General features: G+C 55.7%; 18 protein-coding genes and 4 pseudogenes. 8 read left to right on the top strand and 14 right to left on the bottom strand.

Annotated elements, in window-relative coordinates; all coding sequences use genetic code 11:
- The 5 genes and pseudogenes from ACZRJQ_RS21590 to purU form a co-directional block, all read left to right on the top strand.
- A pseudogene (locus ACZRJQ_RS21590) lies at positions 1 to 72 on the top strand (hypothetical protein); the annotation flags it as partial.
- A gap of 1 nt (position 73) precedes the next feature.
- Positions 74 to 160: pseudogene (locus tag ACZRJQ_RS21585) on the top strand (sarcosine oxidase subunit gamma family protein); the annotation flags it as partial.
- A 116-nt stretch (positions 161 to 276) separates the two neighbouring features.
- Positions 277 to 372, top strand: a pseudogene (locus ACZRJQ_RS21580) (formyltetrahydrofolate deformylase); the annotation flags it as partial.
- A 1-nt stretch (position 373) separates the two neighbouring features.
- Positions 374 to 460, top strand: a pseudogene (locus tag ACZRJQ_RS21575) (sarcosine oxidase subunit gamma family protein); the annotation flags it as partial.
- A gap of 116 nt (positions 461 to 576) precedes the next feature.
- Positions 577 to 1,434, top strand: a complete 858-nt coding sequence (purU, locus tag ACZRJQ_RS21570) for a formyltetrahydrofolate deformylase (RefSeq protein ID WP_463980324.1) — start codon at positions 577 to 579, stop codon at positions 1,432 to 1,434.
- 37 nt (positions 1,435 to 1,471) lie between these two features.
- Here the strand turns inward: purU and ACZRJQ_RS21565 are convergent, their stop codons facing one another.
- From ACZRJQ_RS21565 to ACZRJQ_RS21545, 5 genes are all read right to left on the bottom strand, one after another.
- The gene (locus ACZRJQ_RS21565; RefSeq protein WP_463980323.1) at positions 1,472 to 2,434 is read right to left on the bottom strand and encodes an RHS repeat-associated core domain-containing protein; all 963 of its coding nucleotides are present in this window, start codon (positions 2,432 to 2,434) and stop codon (positions 1,472 to 1,474) included.
- Positions 2,435 to 2,568: 134 nt separating this feature from the next.
- Positions 2,569 to 3,414 (bottom strand): IS5 family transposase, encoded by an 846-nt coding sequence (locus ACZRJQ_RS21560; protein ID WP_463980325.1) that lies wholly within the window; start codon positions 3,412 to 3,414, stop codon positions 2,569 to 2,571.
- A gap of 107 nt (positions 3,415 to 3,521) precedes the next feature.
- Positions 3,522 to 4,451, bottom strand: a complete 930-nt coding sequence (locus ACZRJQ_RS21555; RefSeq protein WP_463980322.1) for an RHS repeat-associated core domain-containing protein — start codon at positions 4,449 to 4,451, stop codon at positions 3,522 to 3,524.
- A gap of 267 nt (positions 4,452 to 4,718) precedes the next feature.
- Positions 4,719 to 5,690, bottom strand: a complete 972-nt coding sequence (locus tag ACZRJQ_RS21550; RefSeq protein WP_463980321.1) for an RHS repeat-associated core domain-containing protein — start codon at positions 5,688 to 5,690, stop codon at positions 4,719 to 4,721.
- A gap of 104 nt (positions 5,691 to 5,794) precedes the next feature.
- Positions 5,795 to 6,307: an anti-sigma factor domain-containing protein gene (locus ACZRJQ_RS21545; protein WP_463980320.1), complete on the bottom strand. Its 513-nt coding sequence runs from the start codon at positions 6,305 to 6,307 to the stop codon at positions 5,795 to 5,797.
- A gap of 247 nt (positions 6,308 to 6,554) precedes the next feature.
- Between ACZRJQ_RS21545 and ACZRJQ_RS21540 the strand changes: the two genes are divergently transcribed.
- Positions 6,555 to 7,112, top strand: a complete 558-nt coding sequence (locus tag ACZRJQ_RS21540; protein WP_463980319.1) for a DUF2780 domain-containing protein — start codon at positions 6,555 to 6,557, stop codon at positions 7,110 to 7,112.
- A gap of 3 nt (positions 7,113 to 7,115) precedes the next feature.
- Here ACZRJQ_RS21540 and ACZRJQ_RS21535 read toward each other — a convergent pair whose 3' ends face one another.
- On the bottom strand, positions 7,116 to 8,003 hold the full coding sequence (locus ACZRJQ_RS21535; RefSeq protein ID WP_463980318.1) for an acyltransferase: 888 nt from the start codon (positions 8,001 to 8,003) through the stop codon (positions 7,116 to 7,118).
- Between the two features lie 168 nt (positions 8,004 to 8,171).
- Here ACZRJQ_RS21535 and rloA2 point away from each other — a divergent pair, with 168 nt between their 5' ends.
- A complete protein-coding gene (gene rloA2, locus ACZRJQ_RS21530; protein WP_463980317.1) occupies positions 8,172 to 8,672 on the top strand; it encodes a retropepsin-like aspartic peptidase RloA2 in 501 nt (166 codons plus the stop codon).
- On the opposite strand, the gene ACZRJQ_RS21525 is transcribed toward rloA2, so the two are convergent.
- The 8 genes from ACZRJQ_RS21525 to ACZRJQ_RS21490 all read right to left on the bottom strand — a co-directional run bounded on the left by ACZRJQ_RS21525 (position 8,673) and on the right by ACZRJQ_RS21490 (position 17,666).
- Entirely contained in the window at positions 8,673 to 9,299 is a 627-nt protein-coding gene (locus tag ACZRJQ_RS21525) for a glutathione S-transferase family protein (RefSeq protein WP_463980316.1), read from the bottom strand. It abuts the gene before it with no gap.
- Positions 9,300 to 9,369: 70 nt separating this feature from the next.
- Positions 9,370 to 9,546: a hypothetical protein gene (locus ACZRJQ_RS21520; RefSeq protein WP_463980315.1), complete on the bottom strand. Its 177-nt coding sequence runs from the start codon at positions 9,544 to 9,546 to the stop codon at positions 9,370 to 9,372.
- Positions 9,543 to 10,655, bottom strand: a complete 1,113-nt coding sequence (locus ACZRJQ_RS21515; RefSeq protein WP_463980314.1) for a PepSY-associated TM helix domain-containing protein — start codon at positions 10,653 to 10,655, stop codon at positions 9,543 to 9,545. The genes ACZRJQ_RS21520 and ACZRJQ_RS21515 overlap by 4 nt, the downstream gene beginning before the upstream one ends.
- A 153-nt stretch (positions 10,656 to 10,808) precedes the next feature.
- The gene (locus tag ACZRJQ_RS21510; RefSeq protein WP_463980313.1) at positions 10,809 to 13,235 is read right to left on the bottom strand and encodes a TonB-dependent siderophore receptor; all 2,427 of its coding nucleotides are present in this window, start codon (positions 13,233 to 13,235) and stop codon (positions 10,809 to 10,811) included.
- A gap of 90 nt (positions 13,236 to 13,325) precedes the next feature.
- The gene (locus tag ACZRJQ_RS21505; protein WP_463980312.1) at positions 13,326 to 14,303 is read right to left on the bottom strand and encodes a FecR domain-containing protein; all 978 of its coding nucleotides are present in this window, start codon (positions 14,301 to 14,303) and stop codon (positions 13,326 to 13,328) included.
- Complete coding sequence (locus ACZRJQ_RS21500) at positions 14,300 to 14,824, bottom strand: RNA polymerase sigma factor (RefSeq protein WP_463980311.1); 525 nt, start codon at positions 14,822 to 14,824, stop codon at positions 14,300 to 14,302. The genes ACZRJQ_RS21505 and ACZRJQ_RS21500 overlap by 4 nt, the downstream gene beginning before the upstream one ends.
- 200 nt (positions 14,825 to 15,024) lie before the next feature.
- Positions 15,025 to 15,735 carry a 3'-5' exonuclease gene (locus ACZRJQ_RS21495; protein ID WP_463980310.1) on the bottom strand — a complete coding sequence of 237 codons (711 nt, stop codon included), beginning with the start codon at positions 15,733 to 15,735 and terminating at the stop codon, positions 15,025 to 15,027.
- A complete protein-coding gene (locus ACZRJQ_RS21490; protein WP_463980309.1) occupies positions 15,732 to 17,666 on the bottom strand; it encodes a putative nucleotidyltransferase substrate binding domain-containing protein in 1,935 nt (644 codons plus the stop codon). Before ACZRJQ_RS21490 ends, ACZRJQ_RS21495 begins: the two co-directional genes overlap by 4 nt.
- Positions 17,667 to 17,945: 279 nt before the next feature.
- Here ACZRJQ_RS21490 and ACZRJQ_RS21485 point away from each other — a divergent pair, with 279 nt between their 5' ends.
- Positions 17,946 to 18,386 (top strand): response regulator, encoded by a 441-nt coding sequence (locus ACZRJQ_RS21485; RefSeq protein ID WP_463980308.1) that lies wholly within the window; start codon positions 17,946 to 17,948, stop codon positions 18,384 to 18,386.
- Positions 18,387 to 18,499: the final 113 nt, after the last annotated feature.

Below are 18,499 nucleotides of genomic sequence, written 5' to 3'. Positions count from 1 at the left end.
ATTCTCACTGCCGATTGCCCCAGCGTCATGGGCACAGTGGACGCGGTGACGCGTTATCTGTTTGAACAGCGCTCTACTGATCCGCCGCAGCTTTTCTGAGTATTGGTGGTTATGGTTGCAGGATGTTGCTGCCGAATATGGACTGAACGTTGTGGCCTGATACAGGTTGCAAACATACCCGTAGGAGCTGCCGAAGGCTGCGATCTTGTTTCAGGGTCAAGAGATCGCAGCCTTCGGCAGCTCCTACGCAGGTTCGCTAAATAGCAGGAGTTACCCATGAGCCGCGCCCCCGATACCTGGATTCTCACTGCCGATTGCCCCAGCGTCATGGGCACGGTGGACGCGGTGACGCGTTATCTGTTTGAACAGCGCTCTACTGATCCGCCGCAGCTTTTCTGAGTATTGGTGGTTATGGTTGCAGGATGCTGCTGCCGAATATGGACTGAACGTTGTGGCCTGATACAGGTTGCAAACATACCCGTAGGAGCTGCCGAAGGCTGCGATCTTGTTTCAGGGTCAAGAGATCGCAGCCTTCGGCAGCTCCTACGCAGGTTCGCTTAATAGCAGGAGTTACCCATGAGCCGCGCCCCCGATACTTGGATTCTCACTGCCGATTGCCCCAGCGTCATGGGCACGGTGGACGCGGTGACGCGTTATCTGTTTGAACAGCGCTGTTACGTCACCGAGCATCATTCGTTTGACGACCAGCGCTCGGCACGCTTTTTTATTCGTGTTGAGTTCCGCCAGCCCGATGGTTTCGATGAACGCGAATTTCGCGCAGGCCTGGCCGAGCGGGGTCAAGCCTTCGGCATGGTCTTCGAGCTCACGCCCCCGCATTACCGGCCCAAAGTGCTGATCATGGTGTCCAAGGCCGACCATTGCTTGAACGACTTGCTCTATCGACAACGCATCGGTCAATTGTCGATGGACGTGGTGGCGGTGGTGTCCAATCACCCGGATCTGGAGCCGCTGGCACGCTGGCACGGCATCCCTTATCACCACTTCGCCCTCGACCCTGCCAACAAACCCGCGCAAGAAGCCAAGGTGTGGCAAGTGATCGAAGACACCAGCGCCGAGCTGGTGATTCTTGCCCGTTACATGCAAGTGCTGTCGCCCGAGCTGTGCCGCAAGCTCGACGGCAAAGCCATCAACATTCATCACTCCCTGCTGCCCGGTTTTAAAGGCGCCAAGCCTTACCATCAGGCGTATGAGAAGGGCGTGAAACTGGTGGGGGCCACCGCGCATTACATCAACAACGACCTCGACGAAGGCCCGATCATCACCCAAGGCGTTGAAGCGGTAGACCACAGCCATTACCCCGAAGACCTAGTCGCCAAAGGACGAGACATCGAAGCCCAAACCTTGGCCCGAGGCGTGGGGTATCACATAGAGCGTCGGGTTTTCCTAAATGGAGGTCGCACGGTGGTGTTGTAGAGGCTATATGACGCGTAGATAAGTATTGATCTGTTAATTAGTCGTTCTCTCTGATCATATAGCTGGAGAGTTTTGAACGCTTAAAACGGTCATTGACCTTCGTGCCTGGAAGTTGAGCCCATATTTCGGGCATATGGGCCGTACGGGCCATCACGTTGATCTGTTGTGTGACTTTTAAATGGTTAAGTATGGTAATAGCATCTCGGGGAAGGGTGCCTAACGTGTTACCCCTGGCTGCATGCTTGAGTGCGTCAACAAGTGCCGACTTCGGGCGCACTTTAAAAAGTTCTGCTGGAGGTGTTGAAATTGTATCTATGATAGTTTTAAACGATTTATTAGTACCTGCGAGAGAAACCAAATCCTTTCCTGGTGATGATTTGATAATATTTTCCACTAAGTGGGGAATATGTTTTATATCGTGAAAATTATAGGCGTACTCCGTTTTTCTAAATAACCCATTGCTAAGGGCGTTTTTTACGATGCCCCAGCCCACGCTAATATGTCCATTTGGATCGTGTTTGTTAATAGGGTCTGCGCTGCAATAAGCATATGTATTAATCCCCCCCTCACCAAACGGACTCAAAGAGTCCGTGCTATTAAAACGCATCAATACCGGGTTAAACGCCCGATAGCCTTGGCCTAACAAGTAATAGCCTGTGAGTGGGTCGGGTCGTTCGCCGTTAAAACCCAGAACGCTGAGCAAATCCTTTTCCATAGGGCGATGGCCGTAGGGCGTGTAGGTGTAAGGCGCGCTTTGGGTTGTGCTGACGCTGTTCAGCACTGAGGTTTGTTGATCAGTGGCGAGCAAGGTGGTTGTACCTGCTTGTTGCTGGGCCAGCGGTTGGGCGTCGTGCTCAATGAAGCTGCGGGTAATGGAGCCTTCGATCTCGCTGGCAATGCGGGTGTTGTTATAAAAACGCTGGAGGGTGTTGGTCTGCGCGAGGCGATCCAGTGGATCGTACTGATAAACCACCGTTTGTTTTGTTTCGAAGGTGTTCATGCCGAACTCCGTAATAGCGCGTAGGTGAGTTTTAGCATTCACGGGTGTCTTAGCCCTGTATAGCTAGTAGATCTGATAGGTATTGCACATCACGTACGGCGCATATGCCTATGCGGAGGTCGCACGGTGGTGCTCTAGGTTCTGTACGAAGAGTAATGTCGCAAACACCGCATTGCACAAGCCAGCGAGACCATTGCCGCATAACTTCTTGCAAGCTTGTCGAAGCGCGTAACGATACGGCGGTTTTCTTTCAGCCAGTCAAACATACGCTCGATAATATTGCGCTGTCGGTACTTGGGGCGATCAAACAGTCTCGGTAGGCCCGGCTTGGGTTTTCGCTTCATGCTGCGCAAAGGAATCACCGGCTGCATCCGATACCGGTCGCAGTAACGACGCAACGCTTCGGCGTCATAGCCTTTGTCCGCCAGTAACCATCGACAGCGTTTGCGTTTGCGGGGGCGACCGCGCAAGCTGGGGATGTACACCTCATCGAGTAACGGTTGGGCGTAAGCAATGTCGCTGGCCTGTCCGCCTGATAATAGAAACTTCAGCGGGACACCGTTGGCATCGCAGAGCATATGAATCTTGGTAGTTAGGCCGCCCCCTGCTGCGTCCGAGCACGTGACCTTGCGGTTCTTCAGGCCTCCTTTTTTTCCAGCACCAGAAGAGGCCCGGGTTGCTCGTACTGCGGTGGAATCAATCATCCATAATCCTTGTTCGTTGAGCTTGATGTGAAGCCGCTTGAGCATCTGGTCAAATGCCTCGCGATTACGCCAGTCACGAAAGCGTTGATAAGCCGTCGACCACGGGCCTAAGCGCTCGGGCATGTCGCGCCAAGCGGCGCCAGAACAGAGCACCCAAAGTATCCCGTTGAGCATCAAGCGATCATCGGCTCTCGGGCGCACACTACGGCGAGGCTCGTGAAAGATATCCGCAACCAAATCCCAGGCTGCATCGGGGAGTTCGTAACGTTTGGCTATCGTGGGCTCCTGCCTTTGATGGTCGCGGACTTTACTGAATCTCGATGCTTATGGGTTTCAAATTAGTTTCGGATGATTTCGTACAGAGCCTAGATCAATTGTAAGGCTTATTTTTTATTAGGTATGTGACCGCCAACTGTTAAAATTTTGACTTCTCGGATATTCTTGGCGGGTTTGCCAGTTAATGGATCAGCATCCGGTTTGATTTTGATAATGTCTAACCTCACCCGATTAGCTTGGCTCAATCGAAGTTGAAATCCGAACCTTTCAATATATTTGTAATCACTACCACCTATTAGGGTGGCTGCAGATTTTGGGTCGATATTCGAGTGATGAATCAAATTCTGGAAATCATCAAATTTTTTTTGCTCGGTTTGAGAGAGGTGTTTCGGGAAGGTTGACATTTTCTTGTTAAGCACCCATTTAGTGTCAGCCTTTTGCGAGGCTTGAATTTCTTGTATTTTTTCTATTGGAAGAGTGGGCCACTTGTAGGCGGCGATTTTGGGTATTTTTAAAATATTAAAAAGTGATGCTGCCTGTCCGGTCGGGTCTGATTTATTTATGGGATCGCCCCCACAATACGCATACGCATTAATCCCGCCTTTACCAAACGGGCTAAAACTGTCCGGGCTATTAAAGCGCATCAATAGTGGGTTAAACGCTCGATAACCCTGGCCTAACAAGTAATAGCTGCTGAGTGGGTCGGGTCGTTCGCCGTTAAAACCCAGCACACTGAGCAAACCATTCTCGACAGGGCGATGGCCGTAGGGGCTGTAGGTGTGAGGCACGCTTTGGGCGGGGCTGATGCTGTGCAGCACTGAGGTTTGTTCATCAGTGGCGAGCAAGGTGGTGGTGCCTGCTTGCTGCTGGGCCAGGGGTTGGGCGTCGTATTCAAAGAAGCTGCGTTTAACCGTGCCATCGATCTCGGTGGCAATACGGGTGTTTTTGTAAAAGCGCTGAGTGGCATTGGCTGCAATTAATCGATCCAACGGGTCGTATTGATAGGCCACAGCGAGTTGCTCATCGGATGTGTACATACCTAACTCCGTGATTAATCACTGGCAGGCATTTAGCCTCTGCCAGTGTTTTGGCCCTGTACAGCGGGTAGATTTGATAGGTCGAGCAGAGCGGCCAGGAAATACAACCAGCAGTTGATGTAAGCCATAACGCGGGGGCGAAGAAGTTTTTGATTGACCTGCCTTGAATGTTTAGTTCGCGTTATAACAGTGAGTGAAAGGCGGTTGATAGCCGCCTTCCATTAGGCGCGACATGATGGAGAACATGTGCGCGCCGCAGATTGATGTTTAGCTGTTGCGAATATTTTCTATATTTTCTATATTTTTTCTATAGTTTTTTATTTGTTTCTCTATGCTTTTAATGTGGGTCTTGATATCTGTTTTTTTTGAGAGTAATTGTCTGTACTCGTAATTGATGTCGGTTTCTTTTGCTGATTGTTTAGCTGGGTTTGCCATGTTCCTAGTTTTTTTGTTTTGGTAGCTTAACGTGCTTAATTCTGCATCGGTTCGGAGAAGTTCCCCTTGTGCTTTATATAGCTCCGATTCTTTTTCATTTATGTTATTTAATAGTTTTTTTGGTGGGCGTTTTGAACCGATAGCGCGAGCTTTATTATTAGCTGGCGATGGTGTTTGGGTGGCAGGAGTTTTTAAACTGTTTTCCGAATTTTTACTCAGACCTTTAGTGATGTTCACCTTTGTTTTTTGGGATCGTCCGCTAAAAAAACTTCTAAAAGCACGCCCCAATGATATAAAAGATACATGCCCGTCCGGATCACTACTATTAATCGGGTCCCCCGCACAATACGCATAGGCATTAATCCCGCCTTCACCAAACGGGCTAAAACTGTCCGGGCTGTTAAAGCGCATCAATGCCGAGTTAAACGCCCGATAACCTTGGCCTAACAAGTAATAGCCGCTGAGTGGGTCGGGTCGTTCGCCGTTAAAACCCAGCACACTGAGCAAACCATTCTCGACAGGCCGATGGCCGTAGGGGGTGTAGGTGTGGGGCGCGCTTTGGGCGGTGCTGACGCTATGCAGTACTGAGGCTTGTGCATCAGTGGCGAGCAAGGTGGTGGTGCCTGCTTGCTGCTGGGCCAGCGGTTGTGCGTCGTGTTCAAAGAAGCTGCGCTTAACGGTGCCTTCGATCTCGGTGGCAATGCGGGTGTTGTTGTAAAAGCGCTGAGTAGTATTGGCCGCAATCAGGCGATCCAACGGGTCGTATTGATAGACCGCAGCGAATTTTTTATCGGATGCGCTCATGTCAAACTCCACAATCCATCACCGATGAACGTTTAGCATCTGCCAGTGTTTTGGCCTTGTATAGCTAGCAGATCTGATAGGTCGCCAAACAGGCTGTGCGCGTGTTAAAGCGCGCTAATTGGGCCTCGATACATCATAGGGCCGCTGGGTTGCCCATTGCGCGAGCCGCCGCGCACTTCAAGCGATACCCCCAAATGTTGCGCGTCCTTCAGTTTGTTTTGCTGCTCGATGCTCAGGCCGATCATGCCGTCATCGTCCGCAGGTATCAGGCCCAGCGATTGAACGGCCCCTTGTTTGCTCAAGGCCCAGAGTTCGAGGCTGTGCTTTTTGGGCATCAACGATGCTTGTAACGGTTGAACGTTCAGATAGTCCGCGTGCAAGTTGATGTGCAGCACCGGCTGGGCGGTAGCATCCGACAAGGTCGCGTTAGCTACCGCAGCGCTAGGGCGCAACCACACAACAGTCAGTGCCAATACCCCCACCAGCAGCCCGATGTACGCATAGGTCGGTATACGCCGCCCTATCGCCGGTGCGCTAGGCGTTGCAGGCGGTGCGTCAACGGAGGGCGGCGTGTAGTTTGGGTTGGCATACAGCGTGAGGCGCGGCGCGGTCGACATGCGGGACTCCTGTTAAACAGGTCGGCGGTGAGGGCAGCATCCGGTTGTTTATCGAGGCTGTATAGCTGTCATAAATGACAGGTACTGGAGGCTCTTTACTGCGCCGTAAAACGATATTTCATCTATTATTTGCCGCAGATTCAGATCGCCATCACGGAGTGGGGGAACATCCTCACGGGTTGTCGGTCAAAACCACAGTTTTGCTGCTCCGTTGTGAGCGGTTTTTTGGGTTCAAGAGGTTGTATTGATGAAAAAGTTGAGCGGCGTTGCACTGGCTACATTGATGACCGTGGCAGCTAGCCCGGTGTTTGCGGGTTTCAGCATGAGCGATGTGACCAACATCGCGGCGCAGGTGCAGGTCGCTAATGGCAATGGCGCGACGACTGACAAGTCAATGCAGGCCGTTCAGTTGCTCAGCAAAGTCAACGAACTGGGGGTTAAACCTGAGCAAGCAGCAGGCGGTGTGGGCGCGATGTTGAGCCTGGCTAAAAACCAGCTGACGTCCAGCGATTACACCGAGCTGGCCAAGCAAGTGCCGGGTGTGAACAAATTGGCGGGCGCTGGCGCTTTGGGTCAATTGAGCCAACTGGGCGGTTTGATGGGTCAATCCAATGGTGTGTCCGAGACGGCCACCAGCGCTGTCAGCAACGTGGCTAACACGGATCAACTGAATGCCGCCTTTACAGCGCTGGGCATGCAAGACGGCATGGTGGCCAAATTCGCTCCCGTGCTGCTCGACTACTTCAAAGGTCAAAGCGTCAGCACTTCGCTGCTGAGCAAGCTGAGCAGCGCCTGGGGCGTTTAAAGATTAGCCGCGCTCAGCACGCAACGTGCTGATGCGCTGGTCTTTCTTGATCCAGAGTTGGTTAACCCAGCTCTGGACATACTCACGAAACACCGGGTCGTTCTCGTAATCACCCTGCCAAAGCGCCGGATCCAGCTCTCGGGTCTGTATGTCGACAATCACTTTGGGCACTTGCCCGCTGATTAACTCCCAAAACCCCGGAATGTTTGCCTGCGGATACACCACCGTCACATCGAGCACGGCATCCAGCTGTTCGCCCATTGCCGCGAGTACAAACGCCACGCCGCCAGCCTTGGGCTTGAGCAAGTACGTGTAAGGCGATTGTTGCAGCGCACGTTTTGCCGGCGTAAAGCGCGTGCCTTCAAGATAATTGACCACCGTCACGGGCTGGCGCTTGAACAACTCGCAGGCCGCTTGGGTGATTTTCAGGTCTTGGCCTTTCAGCTCAGGATGTTTGGCCAAAAACGCCTTGGAGTAGCGCTTCATGAACGGGTAATCGAGCGCCCACCAAGCCAGTCCCAAAAAGGGCACCCAGATCAGTTCTTTTTTCAGAAAAAATTTGAAGAACGGCGTGCGTCGGTTCAGGCCCTGCATCAGTGCTGGAATATCGACCCACGATTGGTGGTTGCTGATCACCAGATACGAGGTGTCGCGGCTCAGGCCTTCAGCCCCGCGAATGTCCCATCGGGTGGGCAGGCACAGGGCGAAAATGCGTTTGTCGATATCAGACCAGGTTTCGGCGATCCACATCACCGCCCACGAGTTGTAATCGCGCAGGCGCCCCGGTGACACCAGTTTGAGCAGCGCAAACAGCATCAGCGGCCCGAACAGAATCAGGGTGTTGCACAGCAATAGCAGGGTGACCAAACAGCCGGTGAGCAGGCGGCGCATAAGCAACTCTTGAGCATTTAATGACCGGCCATGATAAGCAGCCTGCCGCAGAACGCCAAATCGGTGTGCTGACGAATGTTTCACGCTCTAGCGGCTATGGTTCAAAGTTCATGCGAACTAACGGTTAACGCTGGGTCTAACCAGCACCCCTTTAAGGAATCTGCCCTCATGAAGTCTGTTATCGCTTTGTTGTCTGTGTTGGCGTTGCCGGTGATGGCCGCCGAGCCGACGCTGTACGGGCGTTATGAGTACATCAAGCTGCCGGAAATCGGCGAGACCCTTCAGGCCAAAATGGACACCGGAGCCTTAACGGCGTCGTTGTCGGCCAAAAACATCGAAACCTTCACCCGCGATGGCGAAGAGTGGGTGCGTTTTCAGTTAGCAACCAAAGACGCGAGCAACAAGGTGTATGAGCACAAAGTGGCGCGCATCAGCAAAATCAAAAGCCGCGCCGATGAAGACGACGAAAAAGACGCCCCCGAAAGCGCCAAACGCCCAGTCGTTGACCTAGAAATGTGCCTGGGCGATGTCAAACGCACCGTCGAAGTTAACCTCACCGACCGCAGCAGCTTTAACTACCCATTGCTGATCGGTGCTAAAGCGCTGCGTGAATTTGGTGCTGCGGTAAACCCGGCGCGTCGATATACGGCAGATAAGCCGCAGTGTTGATTAACGGGGTTGGGTCGCGATCATCGACTCGCGTTTGCACACTTGGGCATACCAACTGCCCAACTGCGGATTGGGGCTGCGCCAGTCGAAATCGGGCAGGCGCAAGTCTAGGTAGGCCAGCGCGCAGGCCACGCTGATAGCGGCGACGTCAAAGTGGCTGGTGAGTTCGGCAATGGCGTTGTGTTCCATATAGGCCAGTGCCCGATGAATTTTGTCGCCCTGGGCCTTGAGCCAGTCGTCCCATTGTTTGTCCAAGGGGCGCAGGCCGAGTTCGTAGCGCATCAACACGGCGGCGTCCATCACGCCATCTGCGGTGGAGGCCAGCGTCAAACGCCGCCAGCGCGCCGCGCCTGTTGGTGGGATCAGCGAGTTGCCCACGTGCTGTTGATCGAGGTAGTCGAGAATCACGCGGCTGTCGTGGATGACGCTGCCATCGGCCAGGCACAAGGCCGGCACCTTGCCCAGCGGGTTGTCCCGGTTAAGTTCGTCACTGGGGGCGACAGGGGTGAGCGAGACGGGTTTAATCGCTACGCGATTTTGTTGGCCGGTTTCAAACAGCAGCACCACAACCTTACGGCCAAAGGGGGACGCGGGGTTGTGGTATAGGCTCATGCTGGGCGTGGACATGTCAGACCTCAATGTAGGCGATGGGTTAAGCCTAGACAGAGAGTGAGCAATCAGCCAGCTGCTACGGGGGTTAGCCCTTGAGCAGCCCGCGCACGCTGATCCACACGGGCACGCCCAAACCAATCCAACTCAACACGTCCCACACGCCGTCATCGAGCAGTGCGCTGAACAAGCCCATCGCGCTCAGCACGCCAATCGCCAGCGGGATCGCGAACACTTTCCAAAAATTGGACTGACGCGGCCTCATCGGGCGTTCTCCTTGGCGGCGCGACGACGCACCCACCACAAGTACAGACCGCTGCCCAGCACCACGATGGTCAGCAGATCGAGTGCCGCCCACAAAATTTTCATGGGCATGCCGCCGTAATCACCAAAGTGCAGCGGCTGCGACATGCCCATCGCGTCCATGTACCACGGGCGCTCGGCCACAGCGGTGACCTTAAGGGTGCTGGCGTCGATCAACACAGGCGTCAGCAAATGCGAGGTCAGGTGTGTGCTGCCTTTCATGAAGACGGCGTAGTGGTGCTCGCTGGAGAAGCGCGTGCCGGGGAAGGCGATGAAGTCAGGGCGCATGTCGGGCGCGGCCTTGGCGGCGATTTCCAGCAAGTGGCTGGCCGGGGCCAGTTGTGTCAGGGGTGGCGCGTCGCGATAGGGTTCGATCATGGCGCTGAGGCTGTCATTGCGCCAGGCGGCGATGATCAGGTCAGCGCAGGCGCTAATCACACCGGTCACACCCACCACCAATGCCCACGTCAGGGTAACGACGCCAATCAGGTTGTGCAGGTCGAGCCAGCGCAGACGTTTGGACTTGTCGGTGCGTACCGTGCCGAACTCGTGGCGGCGCATAAACGGCAGGTACAACACTGCGCCGGAGATGATTGCCAATACAAACAGCAAGCCCATAAAGGCCAGCAGCAGTTTGCCCGCCAGCCCCGCAAACATGTCCACGTGCAAGCGCAACATGACCATCATCAGGCCACCATTGGCCGAGGGCATTTCGACCGCTTCGCCGGTGCGTGCGTCGAGCATAAAGGTGTGGGACGAATTGGGTTCGGTGCCCGCCGTAGCAGCCATGATTGCGACCACGGCATTGGGTTCGTCTTCTTCCCAGCCGAAATACTGCATCACCTCATTGGGACGATGCGCCTGCGCTGCGCTCACCAGTTGTTGCAGATCGAGGGTCGGGGTGTTGGCTGGCAGCTCTTTGACTTGTGGCGCGTCGCCCAGCAGATGATCGATTTCGTGATGAAAAATCAACGGTAAGCCGGTCAGTGCCAGCATCAGCAAGAACGCTGTGCAAATCAGGCTGGTCCAGGTGTGGATAAAGGACCAGCGGCGGATGGTTTTGCTTTTCATGAAGCTCCCAAAGTTGACGCGATTTTGCATTCAATCTGTAGTCGCTGCCCAAGGTTGCGGTAAGCCCCGCAGGGCTCTCGCCTCGAGGGCGCTACGCAACCCATCGCAGCCTGCGGCAGCGACTACACAATCCGATATGTTCAGCGCTTGGGTTTAGAACTCCAGCTGGGCCGAGAACTGTACGGTGCGTGGGTCGCCGAGGTAGTGGCTGTTGAGCCAGTATTCCTTGTTGGCCAGGTTGCTGACGTTCATGCGCAAGGTCAGATCGTTTTCCGACACTTTCATGCGGTAGCGGGCGCCGGCATCAAAGGTGGTGAACGATGGCAGGTGATAGTCGTTGGCTTCATCGGTGTATTGCTTGCCGGTGTAGAACGCACCGCCCGTCACAGCCAGGCCGGGCAGGGCGTCGATGTCGTACTCGGCGTAGACCTTGGCCAGTTGCTTGGCCACGTCAACCGGAGCATTGCCATTGTTGGCCTTGTTGTTGGTGTCTTTTACCTTCGGGTCCAGCAGTGTTAAACCGCCCATCACGGTCAGCTTGGGTGTGACCTTGCCGGTCACGCTGAACTCAAGGCCGTTATTTTCTTGGGTGCCATCCTCGCTATAAATCCCGCCACCATTAATGAAGCCGTTAGGTTTTTCGATGTTGAACAGTGCCAACGTAAACAGGGTTTCGCCCACAGTCGCTTTTGCGCCCAACTCGTACTGTTTACTGACTTGCGGGGCGAACATTTCACCCGCGTTTAGTGCGTTGTACGGAGCTGTGCCACCAGCTTGCAGACCTTCGATGTAGGTGGCGTAGGTGGTCAGCCAAGGGACTGGTTTGTAGATAAGCGAGAGGCTGGGCGAGGTTTTGCTCTCGTCGTAGCGGGTTTTTGACTCTGGATAGCCGAAGGCCTTGGCGTAAACAAAGTCGTTGGCATAGGTCTTGATCTGGGTGCGGGTCACACCGAGGATGCTCGACCACTGATCGTTGAAGGTGATGATGTCGCCGATCAGGAAGTTGTTGCTCTGGGACGTGCTGGCCAAGCGTTGCTTGCCGTGGCCGATGTAGTAGCCGGGTTTATCAACCTGCTCGCTGTCGCCAATGGGTAATGGCCGACCAATGACGTCATCATCTCGGGTGCCGTTCGAGGGAATGTGGTCTTCGTATTGTTTTACGCGTGTGTTATTGCCCTGATAACCCAAGGTCATCTTGTGTCCAATCGAGCCCGTTTCGAAGGCGGCATCCAGAAACAAGTAACCGGAGTTTTCCTGGTGCTCAATGGGTGCAAAAGCATACAGCGGCTGGGTGTACTCCCCAGCAGTGCTAACTGTCGGGCCGGTGTAGGTGTTTTCTTCGGTGAATTGTTGGGCCGAAAATGCGCCGCGCAGGGTGAAGGTGTCGTTCAGGCGCCACTTGGCGCGCACGCCGCCCTTGTCGGTTTCGTTGTCCGAGAAGGCCCACTTTTGGCTGTACAGCTTGTCGTTGTCCAGCTTGGAGGCGCTTGGGCGCAAGCCTTGATCGGCAAAGTACCAATAGCTGGTCACACCACGGTTTTCAGTCTTCTTGTGCGAAGCATCAAACTGGATTTGCAAGTCGTCGCTGACGTTCCAGTCCACGGCGAGGCTGATGAGTTCGCGGCGACGTTTCTGCATGTCGATGGCGGTTTCGCCATCTTGGGTCAGCAGGTTCAAGCGATAGGCAAACTTGCCTTCGTCGTCGATTTTGCCGCCAAAGTCGCCGTGCAGGTAATAGTTGTCGCCGCCAGCATTGCCCAAGGTCACGCTGCGATAGTTCTCGTAGGTGGGCCGCTTAAGCACGTAGTTGACCAAGCCGCCCGGTGACGCGGGGCCGTATAAAAAACCGGTCAGGCCGGTGACGACCTCCAGCTGTTCGGTCTCTTCCAAAAAGTTGCCGGCATCGGCCAGGGTGCTGAAGCGCAAGCCATCGTTGGCAATGTTGAGGTTGCCTGCGCCACTAAAACCACGAATGTTCACAGCGCTGGCATAACCGGCCCCAGTAGGGGAAAACACCTGAGTAAAGGGGTTGCGCTTGAACACATCATCCAGCGTTGTGGCTTGGGTGTTTTTCAGAAAGTCCTGAGATATCACGCTCATGGAGTACGGCGTGTCTTGCAGCTTCATTGCGCCTAACGCGCCCACGTTATTGAGGTTTTCGCTCACATAACCGGCCGCTTCCGAACCTTCGGCTACAGCCGCGGCGTTGATGTTCACGTCGCCCAAGGTCAAGGCACCCTCAACCACGGGCAGCAAAGTGTAAGTGCCGCTGCCACTTTGTTGCAGCTGCAAACCACTGCCGCGCAAGGCTTCACGCAGCGCTGTGGTGGCTTCGAACGAACCCTGAACCGGTGCAGAGGTTTTGCCCGCCAGCAAGGAGGAGTCGATGGCCAGCGTGATGCCTGCTTGGCTGGCGATCTGATTCAGGGTCGCGGCCAGTGGCCCGGCAGGCAGGTTGTAGCTGCGCGCGGTGGCACTTTGTTCGGCAGCGATCAACGAGGTGCTGGCAAGCGGGGCGCTCAGAGCAATGGCGACGGCTAACAGGCTGGGGCGCAAAAACGTGTCGAGGGTGCGGGACATTCGGCGGATTCCTGAATGGAAATGTTTCTCAATGCCTATGTGCCGAACGAGATCTGAAAAGTGATAGGGCTAACTGAAAATTATTTGTATTCAGCGTGCAGAAGGCTTGGCGCTGACGGTCACCCACCAAGGCGTGCGCTGTTGGATTTGCACCGGCAAGGTTGGCAGCAACGCGTTGAGCGCCAGCTCGACATTGTTGAGCGGGAAGCTGCCAGTAATGCGCAGGTCAGCCACGCTGGGGTCTACGCCCAAGTGGCCGCGGCGATAACGATTGAGTTCGTTCACCATGTCCGCCAGACGCACGTTGTCGAGTACCAGCATGCCACGCGTCCAAGCGTCGGCCTCGGCCCTGACTGCGAGCATTTGCCCAAGGCCGTCGCGCTGCATTAGCACTTGCTGGCCCTGATCGTAAATGGTTTCGTTGGCGCTGCTTTGCGGGTGGGCGGCAACACGCGATTGCAGCACGCTCAGGCGCGTGCCGTCGTCTTCGCGCTTAACCAAAAAGCGGGTGCCCAAGGCACGCAGGCTGCCATCGCGGGTTTGCACGATAAAGGGGCGCGGGTCGCCGTGGCCGGTCTGCACCATGATCTCGCCTTCGAGCAAGATGATTCGCCGGGTAGTGTCATCAAACGCCACATCGACTGCGCTGTGAGTGTTGAGGTTTAGCACTGTGCCATCGGCCAATTGCAACTGACGCTGCTCGCCTGTGGCCGTGCGCTGGTCGGCCATCCAGTAATCGATTGGCAAATAGTCTTTGCCCGCAAACAACACCAGGCCGCAGGCCAAGGCAAGGCTTGCGAGCCCGCCGCCGATTTTACGCATGCGTTGGTGCGCGCCCTGACGGGCGTTAAGCAAGGCATTGCGCGCTGGCACACTGGCGGTGCTGAAACGCTGGTCAAGCATGCCCAACTGCTGCCAGGCGCGGGCGTGTTCTTCGCAGGCTTCGTACCATTTGGTGAACTCGGCTTGCTCGACGGCGCTGCCGTCGCCGCTGTCCAGACACAATTGCCAGGCAATGGCTGCATCCAGTACGCGGGCCGAGACTGGCTTGGAACTGGTTGGGCTCATGTGGGTTCGCCATACAGCGCGATATAGCACTGGCGAATGCCTTGCGCCAGGTATTGGCGCACGCGAGGTACGGACACGCCCAAGCGCTCGGCAATTTCAGCGTGGGTCAGGCCGTCCAGCCGACTGTAAAGGAAGGCTGCGCGGGACTTGCTCGACAGCTTGCTCAGCAGGCGGTCGATGGCTTTGAGGTCTTCGAGGATCAGGTGTTGCTCTTCGGGCGAAGGTTGCTCGGCCTCTGGGATGAGCATCAACTCGTTGAGGTAGGCCTGTTCCAGTGCGGCGCGGCGAAAGTAGTCAAACAGCAAGCCTTTGGCGATAGCCGCCAAAAAGGCTCGGGGTTCACGTGGGGTCTTGAGGTCGGTGCGGCCCAACAAGCGCACAAAGGTGTCCTGGCTTATGTCTTCGGCCCGTTGCGGGCAGGCCACGTTGCGCCGCAACCACGCCAGCAGCCAACTGCGATGGTCGCGGTAAAGCGATCCAACCAGTTCACTGTGTGGGTTTTGGACTGACGACAAAGACATCACCGATGACAAGTTTTAACTAACGATAATTATTCGCGATTGTGTCAGAGCCAATAGCCATGCGCAATTGACGCTCATCGGATGGCGGGGATGTCCGTAGCAGCTGGCGCAGGCTGCGTTCGATTGCGAAGCGATCGTAAACCCTGAGTATCGGGTTTAGCTGATACACCGCAACCTCCGGCAGCGGCGACAGGGAAGGCTTAAAAGTTGTGGACTTGCTTGCGCCGTTGCCACTGGTTAAGCCGCTGTTGCAGGGCTTGGGGGCTGTCGATGTGTTGGGCGCGGGCACGACTGAACAGGATCAAGGCCAGTTCGGCGGTGGCCAGTGCGTCGGCGCTGGCGTTGTGGCGGTCTTCGACTTGAAGGTTGAAATGCTTGATCCAGTAATCGAGCCCGGCATCGCGCACATTGACTTGAGGGCAAAGCATCGGCGCCAGGGCCGCAACATCCATAAAAGGATGCTGCAAGCGGTAGCCCAAGCTGTCTTTAAGGGCGCGGCCCAGCATGTGCTGGTCAAACGGGGCATGAAACGCCAGCAGCGGGCTGTCGCCCACAAAGGTCATAAAGTCGAGCAAGGCATCAGCGGGGTCGCAACCTGCGGCAATGGCACTCGGCCCAAGACCATGCAGCAACACGCTGGGGTTGAGGGGGGTGTTGACGCGCATCAAGGTGCGCTCGAATGCCTGGCCCAGATCAATCGCGCCGTCTTCAATCACCATTGCGCCAATCGACAGCACTTGATCGCGATTGAGGTTTAACCCGCTGGTTTCCAAGTCCACGACCACCCAGCGCTGTTTGCGCAGCGAGGTATCGCTTAGCCCTGCGCTGAGCGGCAATTGCAGCAGCCGCTCTTGTTGCTCAAGGCTCAAAACCGGCTTTTTGCGGGGCAACAACCATGAAAACAAACTCATAGCTGATACCGCAGCGCCAGACTGCTTTGCAGCCGTTGGGCCTGACGCAGGGCTTCGCGCAGGATGCGTCGGTCCAATTGATTGAGGTTGTCGGGGTCGACTCGATTGGAGTACGGGCGATTTTCTCGGGTTTGCAATTGATGTTGCTGCATGCGGGTTTGTTGAATGAAGTGATACGCCTCTTCGTACGCCGCGCCGTCGAGCGGTTCGATCACGCCAAGGGTAATCAACTGGCGCAGGCGTTCGAGGGTGTTGTTGGCTTCTACGCCATTGGCCAACGCCAGCAGGCGTGCGCCGTCGACGAAGGGCGTGAGGCCTTGGATTTTGAGGTCCAGGGTCGCTTTGTCACCGCCTTTGCGCTCCAGTACAAACTCACGAAAGCGCCCTACAGGTGGGCGATGACGTAAGGCGTTGTCAGCCATCATGCGTTGGAACAAGCGATTGTCGGCCACTTGCTCAAGGACTGAGCGTCGCAGTTGCTGGCAGCCTTGCTCGTCGCCCCACACCACACGCAGGTCGAAGTAGATGCTCGAAGCCAGCAGATTTTCCGGCGTAGCTTCTCGGATAAAGGTGGCGAAGCGTCTAGCCCATTCGGCACGCGACAGGCACAGGTCGGGGTTGCCCGCCATGATGTTGCCCTTGCACAGCGTGAAGCCGCAGGCTGCCAAATGGGTGTTGATTTGCTGCGCAATAGGCAGCAAGCGCTGACGAATGTCGGCGGCCTGCGCGGCGTCTTTGGCTTCAAACAGAATGCCGTTGTCTTGGTCGGTGTGAAGGGTTTGTTCGCGGCGCCCTTCGCTGCCGAAGCACAGCCAAGTGAACGGCACCCCAGGATCGCCCTTCTCGGCCAGCACCAGCTCGATCACTCGGCACACAGTGTGGTCGTTGAGCAGGGTGATGATGTGGGTGATTTGGGTCGATGACGCGCCGTGGGCCAGCATCCGTTCGACCAATTGGCCGATCTCCCCGCGCAGGTTGATCAGCGTGTCCAGACGCGGCGCATGCCGAATCGTACGGGCAAGGTGAACAAGGTCGACCCGTTGCAGCGAAAACAAATCGCGCTCAGACACTACGCCGCACAGACGTTGGTCTTTGACCAAACACACGTGGGCAATGTGCCGTTCGGTCATGGCAATGGCCGCGTCAAAGGCGCTGTGGTCGGGGGACAAGTAAAACGGCCCCGGTGTCATGTGTAACTCGATGGCTTGTTCAAGGTCTTGAACACCATTGGCCACCACGTGACGCAGGTCGCGCAGGGTGAAAATCCCCAGCGGGGCTTGGTGCTCGTTGACGATGACAATGCTGCCCACTTGTTGCTCGTGCATCAGGCGTACCGCTTCGCGCAGCGCTGTTTGCGGGCTGCACATCACGGGGTGGCGCATGGCCAACTCACCCAAGCGGGTGTTGAGCGAATATTGGGTGCCCAAGGTTTCAACGGCCTTTTGCTGCACCTGTTGGTTGACCTTGTCGAGCAAGCTGCTGACGCCGCGCAGGGCAAAGTCTCGAAACTCTTCGGACAGGGCAAACAGCTTGATGAATGCAAGTTTGTTCAGTTGCAGGCAAAAGGTGTCTTCGGCGGCTCGATGCTCGGTGCGGGTGGCACGTTCGCCCAGCAACGCGGCTAGCGGGAAGCACTCGCCCGCCGTGATTTCGAATGTGGTTTCGGCAACGTCTCGGCCCAGATGAGTGCGCTCGCCCACCACGCGGCCTTGTTTAACGATATAGAAGTGTTCAACCGGCCCGTCGTCAGGCCGGATGATGCTGTCCCCGGGGCCATAGAAACGCAGTTGGCACTGTTCGACCAGATAGGCCAGGTGCGTGTTTTCCATCTGGTTGAAGGGCGGAAAACGCTGCAAAAATTGCATCGTGCCGTGAATGTTCTGCAACACAGCTGTTTTTCCTGCCTGGATAAACGCTTCCGATTTCATCATTACCGTTACCGCATGCGTGAGCGTTGTTGTTATGGCGGGGGCACCTTGGCCCTTTTCTATCCCTCATGGTCGGTCGCCAGCGGCGCAGTGCCCATTGGACGTAAGTCTAGGGAGGTAATGGCCTATTGATACTTTTGAAATTTCCCACGCATTAAAGGCTTGATTCTTAGTGTTAAGGGCTTGGAAAACGCTCAGACCAAGTGCACATTGACACACCGTTGGTGCTCTCTGACAACGGGGGCTTGGGGATAAAGCGCAACTGGTATTGTTGAGAATCGTATGAGTGAACATGACATTTTGAGCGACGACGAGCGTGAGGCTCTGAATGAGGTCATGCAGGTCAAAGGCCCTATAGGTCATCACGTGCTGATTGTTGATGACGATAAAGACTCAGGTGAACTACTCGCCGAGTACCTTGCCCAGCACGGCATTGCTTGCCACACGGCCCAGAACGAAGTCCAGGCGCTGGAATTGTTGGAGTTTGACAAGTCGATTGGCTTGTTGCTGACCGACCTTCGAATGGAGCCTCACGATGGCTTGCACTTGATCCGTAAAGTTCGTGAGTCGCCCAGCGCAGCGTTACCCGTCATCATCATGTCCGGCGACGCGGGTGTACGTGATGCCATTGAAGCCATGCACCTGAGCGTGGTGGACTTTCTGCTCAAGCCCATTGATACCGACCAATTGCTGGCGCTGATCCGTCATGAATTGAATTTGTAGTGCCTGGGCCACTGCAGCGCCTGATTTTACGACTGCTGCGCAGCCGATCGCAGCCTGCGTACCTTGTCAGCTCCTACAGGGGATTGGCGGTTATCCCGGCTTTTGTAGGAGCT

This window comes from Pseudomonas sp. E315 (assembly GCF_055406205.1).
The sequence above is the reverse complement of the archived record's forward strand: the minus strand, read 5'-3'. Positions and strand labels throughout refer to the sequence as shown.

Coding starts and splice junctions, on each gene's coding strand:
- purU (WP_463980324.1), top strand. CDS start 577: ATGAGCCGCGCCCCCGATACTTGGATTCTCACTGCCGATTGCCCCAGC.
- ACZRJQ_RS21565 (WP_463980323.1), bottom strand. CDS start 2,434: ATGAACACCTTCGAAACAAAACAAACGGTGGTTTATCAGTACGATCCA.
- ACZRJQ_RS21555 (WP_463980322.1), bottom strand. CDS start 4,451: ATGTACACATCCGATGAGCAACTCGCTGTGGCCTATCAATACGACCCG.
- ACZRJQ_RS21550 (WP_463980321.1), bottom strand. CDS start 5,690: ATGAGCGCATCCGATAAAAAATTCGCTGCGGTCTATCAATACGACCCG.
- ACZRJQ_RS21545 (WP_463980320.1), bottom strand. CDS start 6,307: ATGTCGACCGCGCCGCGCCTCACGCTGTATGCCAACCCAAACTACACG.
- ACZRJQ_RS21540 (WP_463980319.1), top strand. CDS start 6,555: ATGAAAAAGTTGAGCGGCGTTGCACTGGCTACATTGATGACCGTGGCA.
- ACZRJQ_RS21535 (WP_463980318.1), bottom strand. CDS start 8,003: ATGCGCCGCCTGCTCACCGGCTGTTTGGTCACCCTGCTATTGCTGTGC.
- rloA2 (WP_463980317.1), top strand. CDS start 8,172: ATGAAGTCTGTTATCGCTTTGTTGTCTGTGTTGGCGTTGCCGGTGATG.
- ACZRJQ_RS21525 (WP_463980316.1), bottom strand. CDS start 9,299: ATGTCCACGCCCAGCATGAGCCTATACCACAACCCCGCGTCCCCCTTT.
- ACZRJQ_RS21520 (WP_463980315.1), bottom strand. CDS start 9,546: ATGAGGCCGCGTCAGTCCAATTTTTGGAAAGTGTTCGCGATCCCGCTG.
- ACZRJQ_RS21515 (WP_463980314.1), bottom strand. CDS start 10,655: ATGAAAAGCAAAACCATCCGCCGCTGGTCCTTTATCCACACCTGGACC.
- ACZRJQ_RS21510 (WP_463980313.1), bottom strand. CDS start 13,235: ATGTCCCGCACCCTCGACACGTTTTTGCGCCCCAGCCTGTTAGCCGTC.
- ACZRJQ_RS21505 (WP_463980312.1), bottom strand. CDS start 14,303: ATGAGCCCAACCAGTTCCAAGCCAGTCTCGGCCCGCGTACTGGATGCA.
- ACZRJQ_RS21500 (WP_463980311.1), bottom strand. CDS start 14,824: ATGTCTTTGTCGTCAGTCCAAAACCCACACAGTGAACTGGTTGGATCG.
- ACZRJQ_RS21495 (WP_463980310.1), bottom strand. CDS start 15,735: ATGAGTTTGTTTTCATGGTTGTTGCCCCGCAAAAAGCCGGTTTTGAGC.
- ACZRJQ_RS21490 (WP_463980309.1), bottom strand. CDS start 17,666: ATGATGAAATCGGAAGCGTTTATCCAGGCAGGAAAAACAGCTGTGTTG.
- ACZRJQ_RS21485 (WP_463980308.1), top strand. CDS start 17,946: ATGAGTGAACATGACATTTTGAGCGACGACGAGCGTGAGGCTCTGAAT.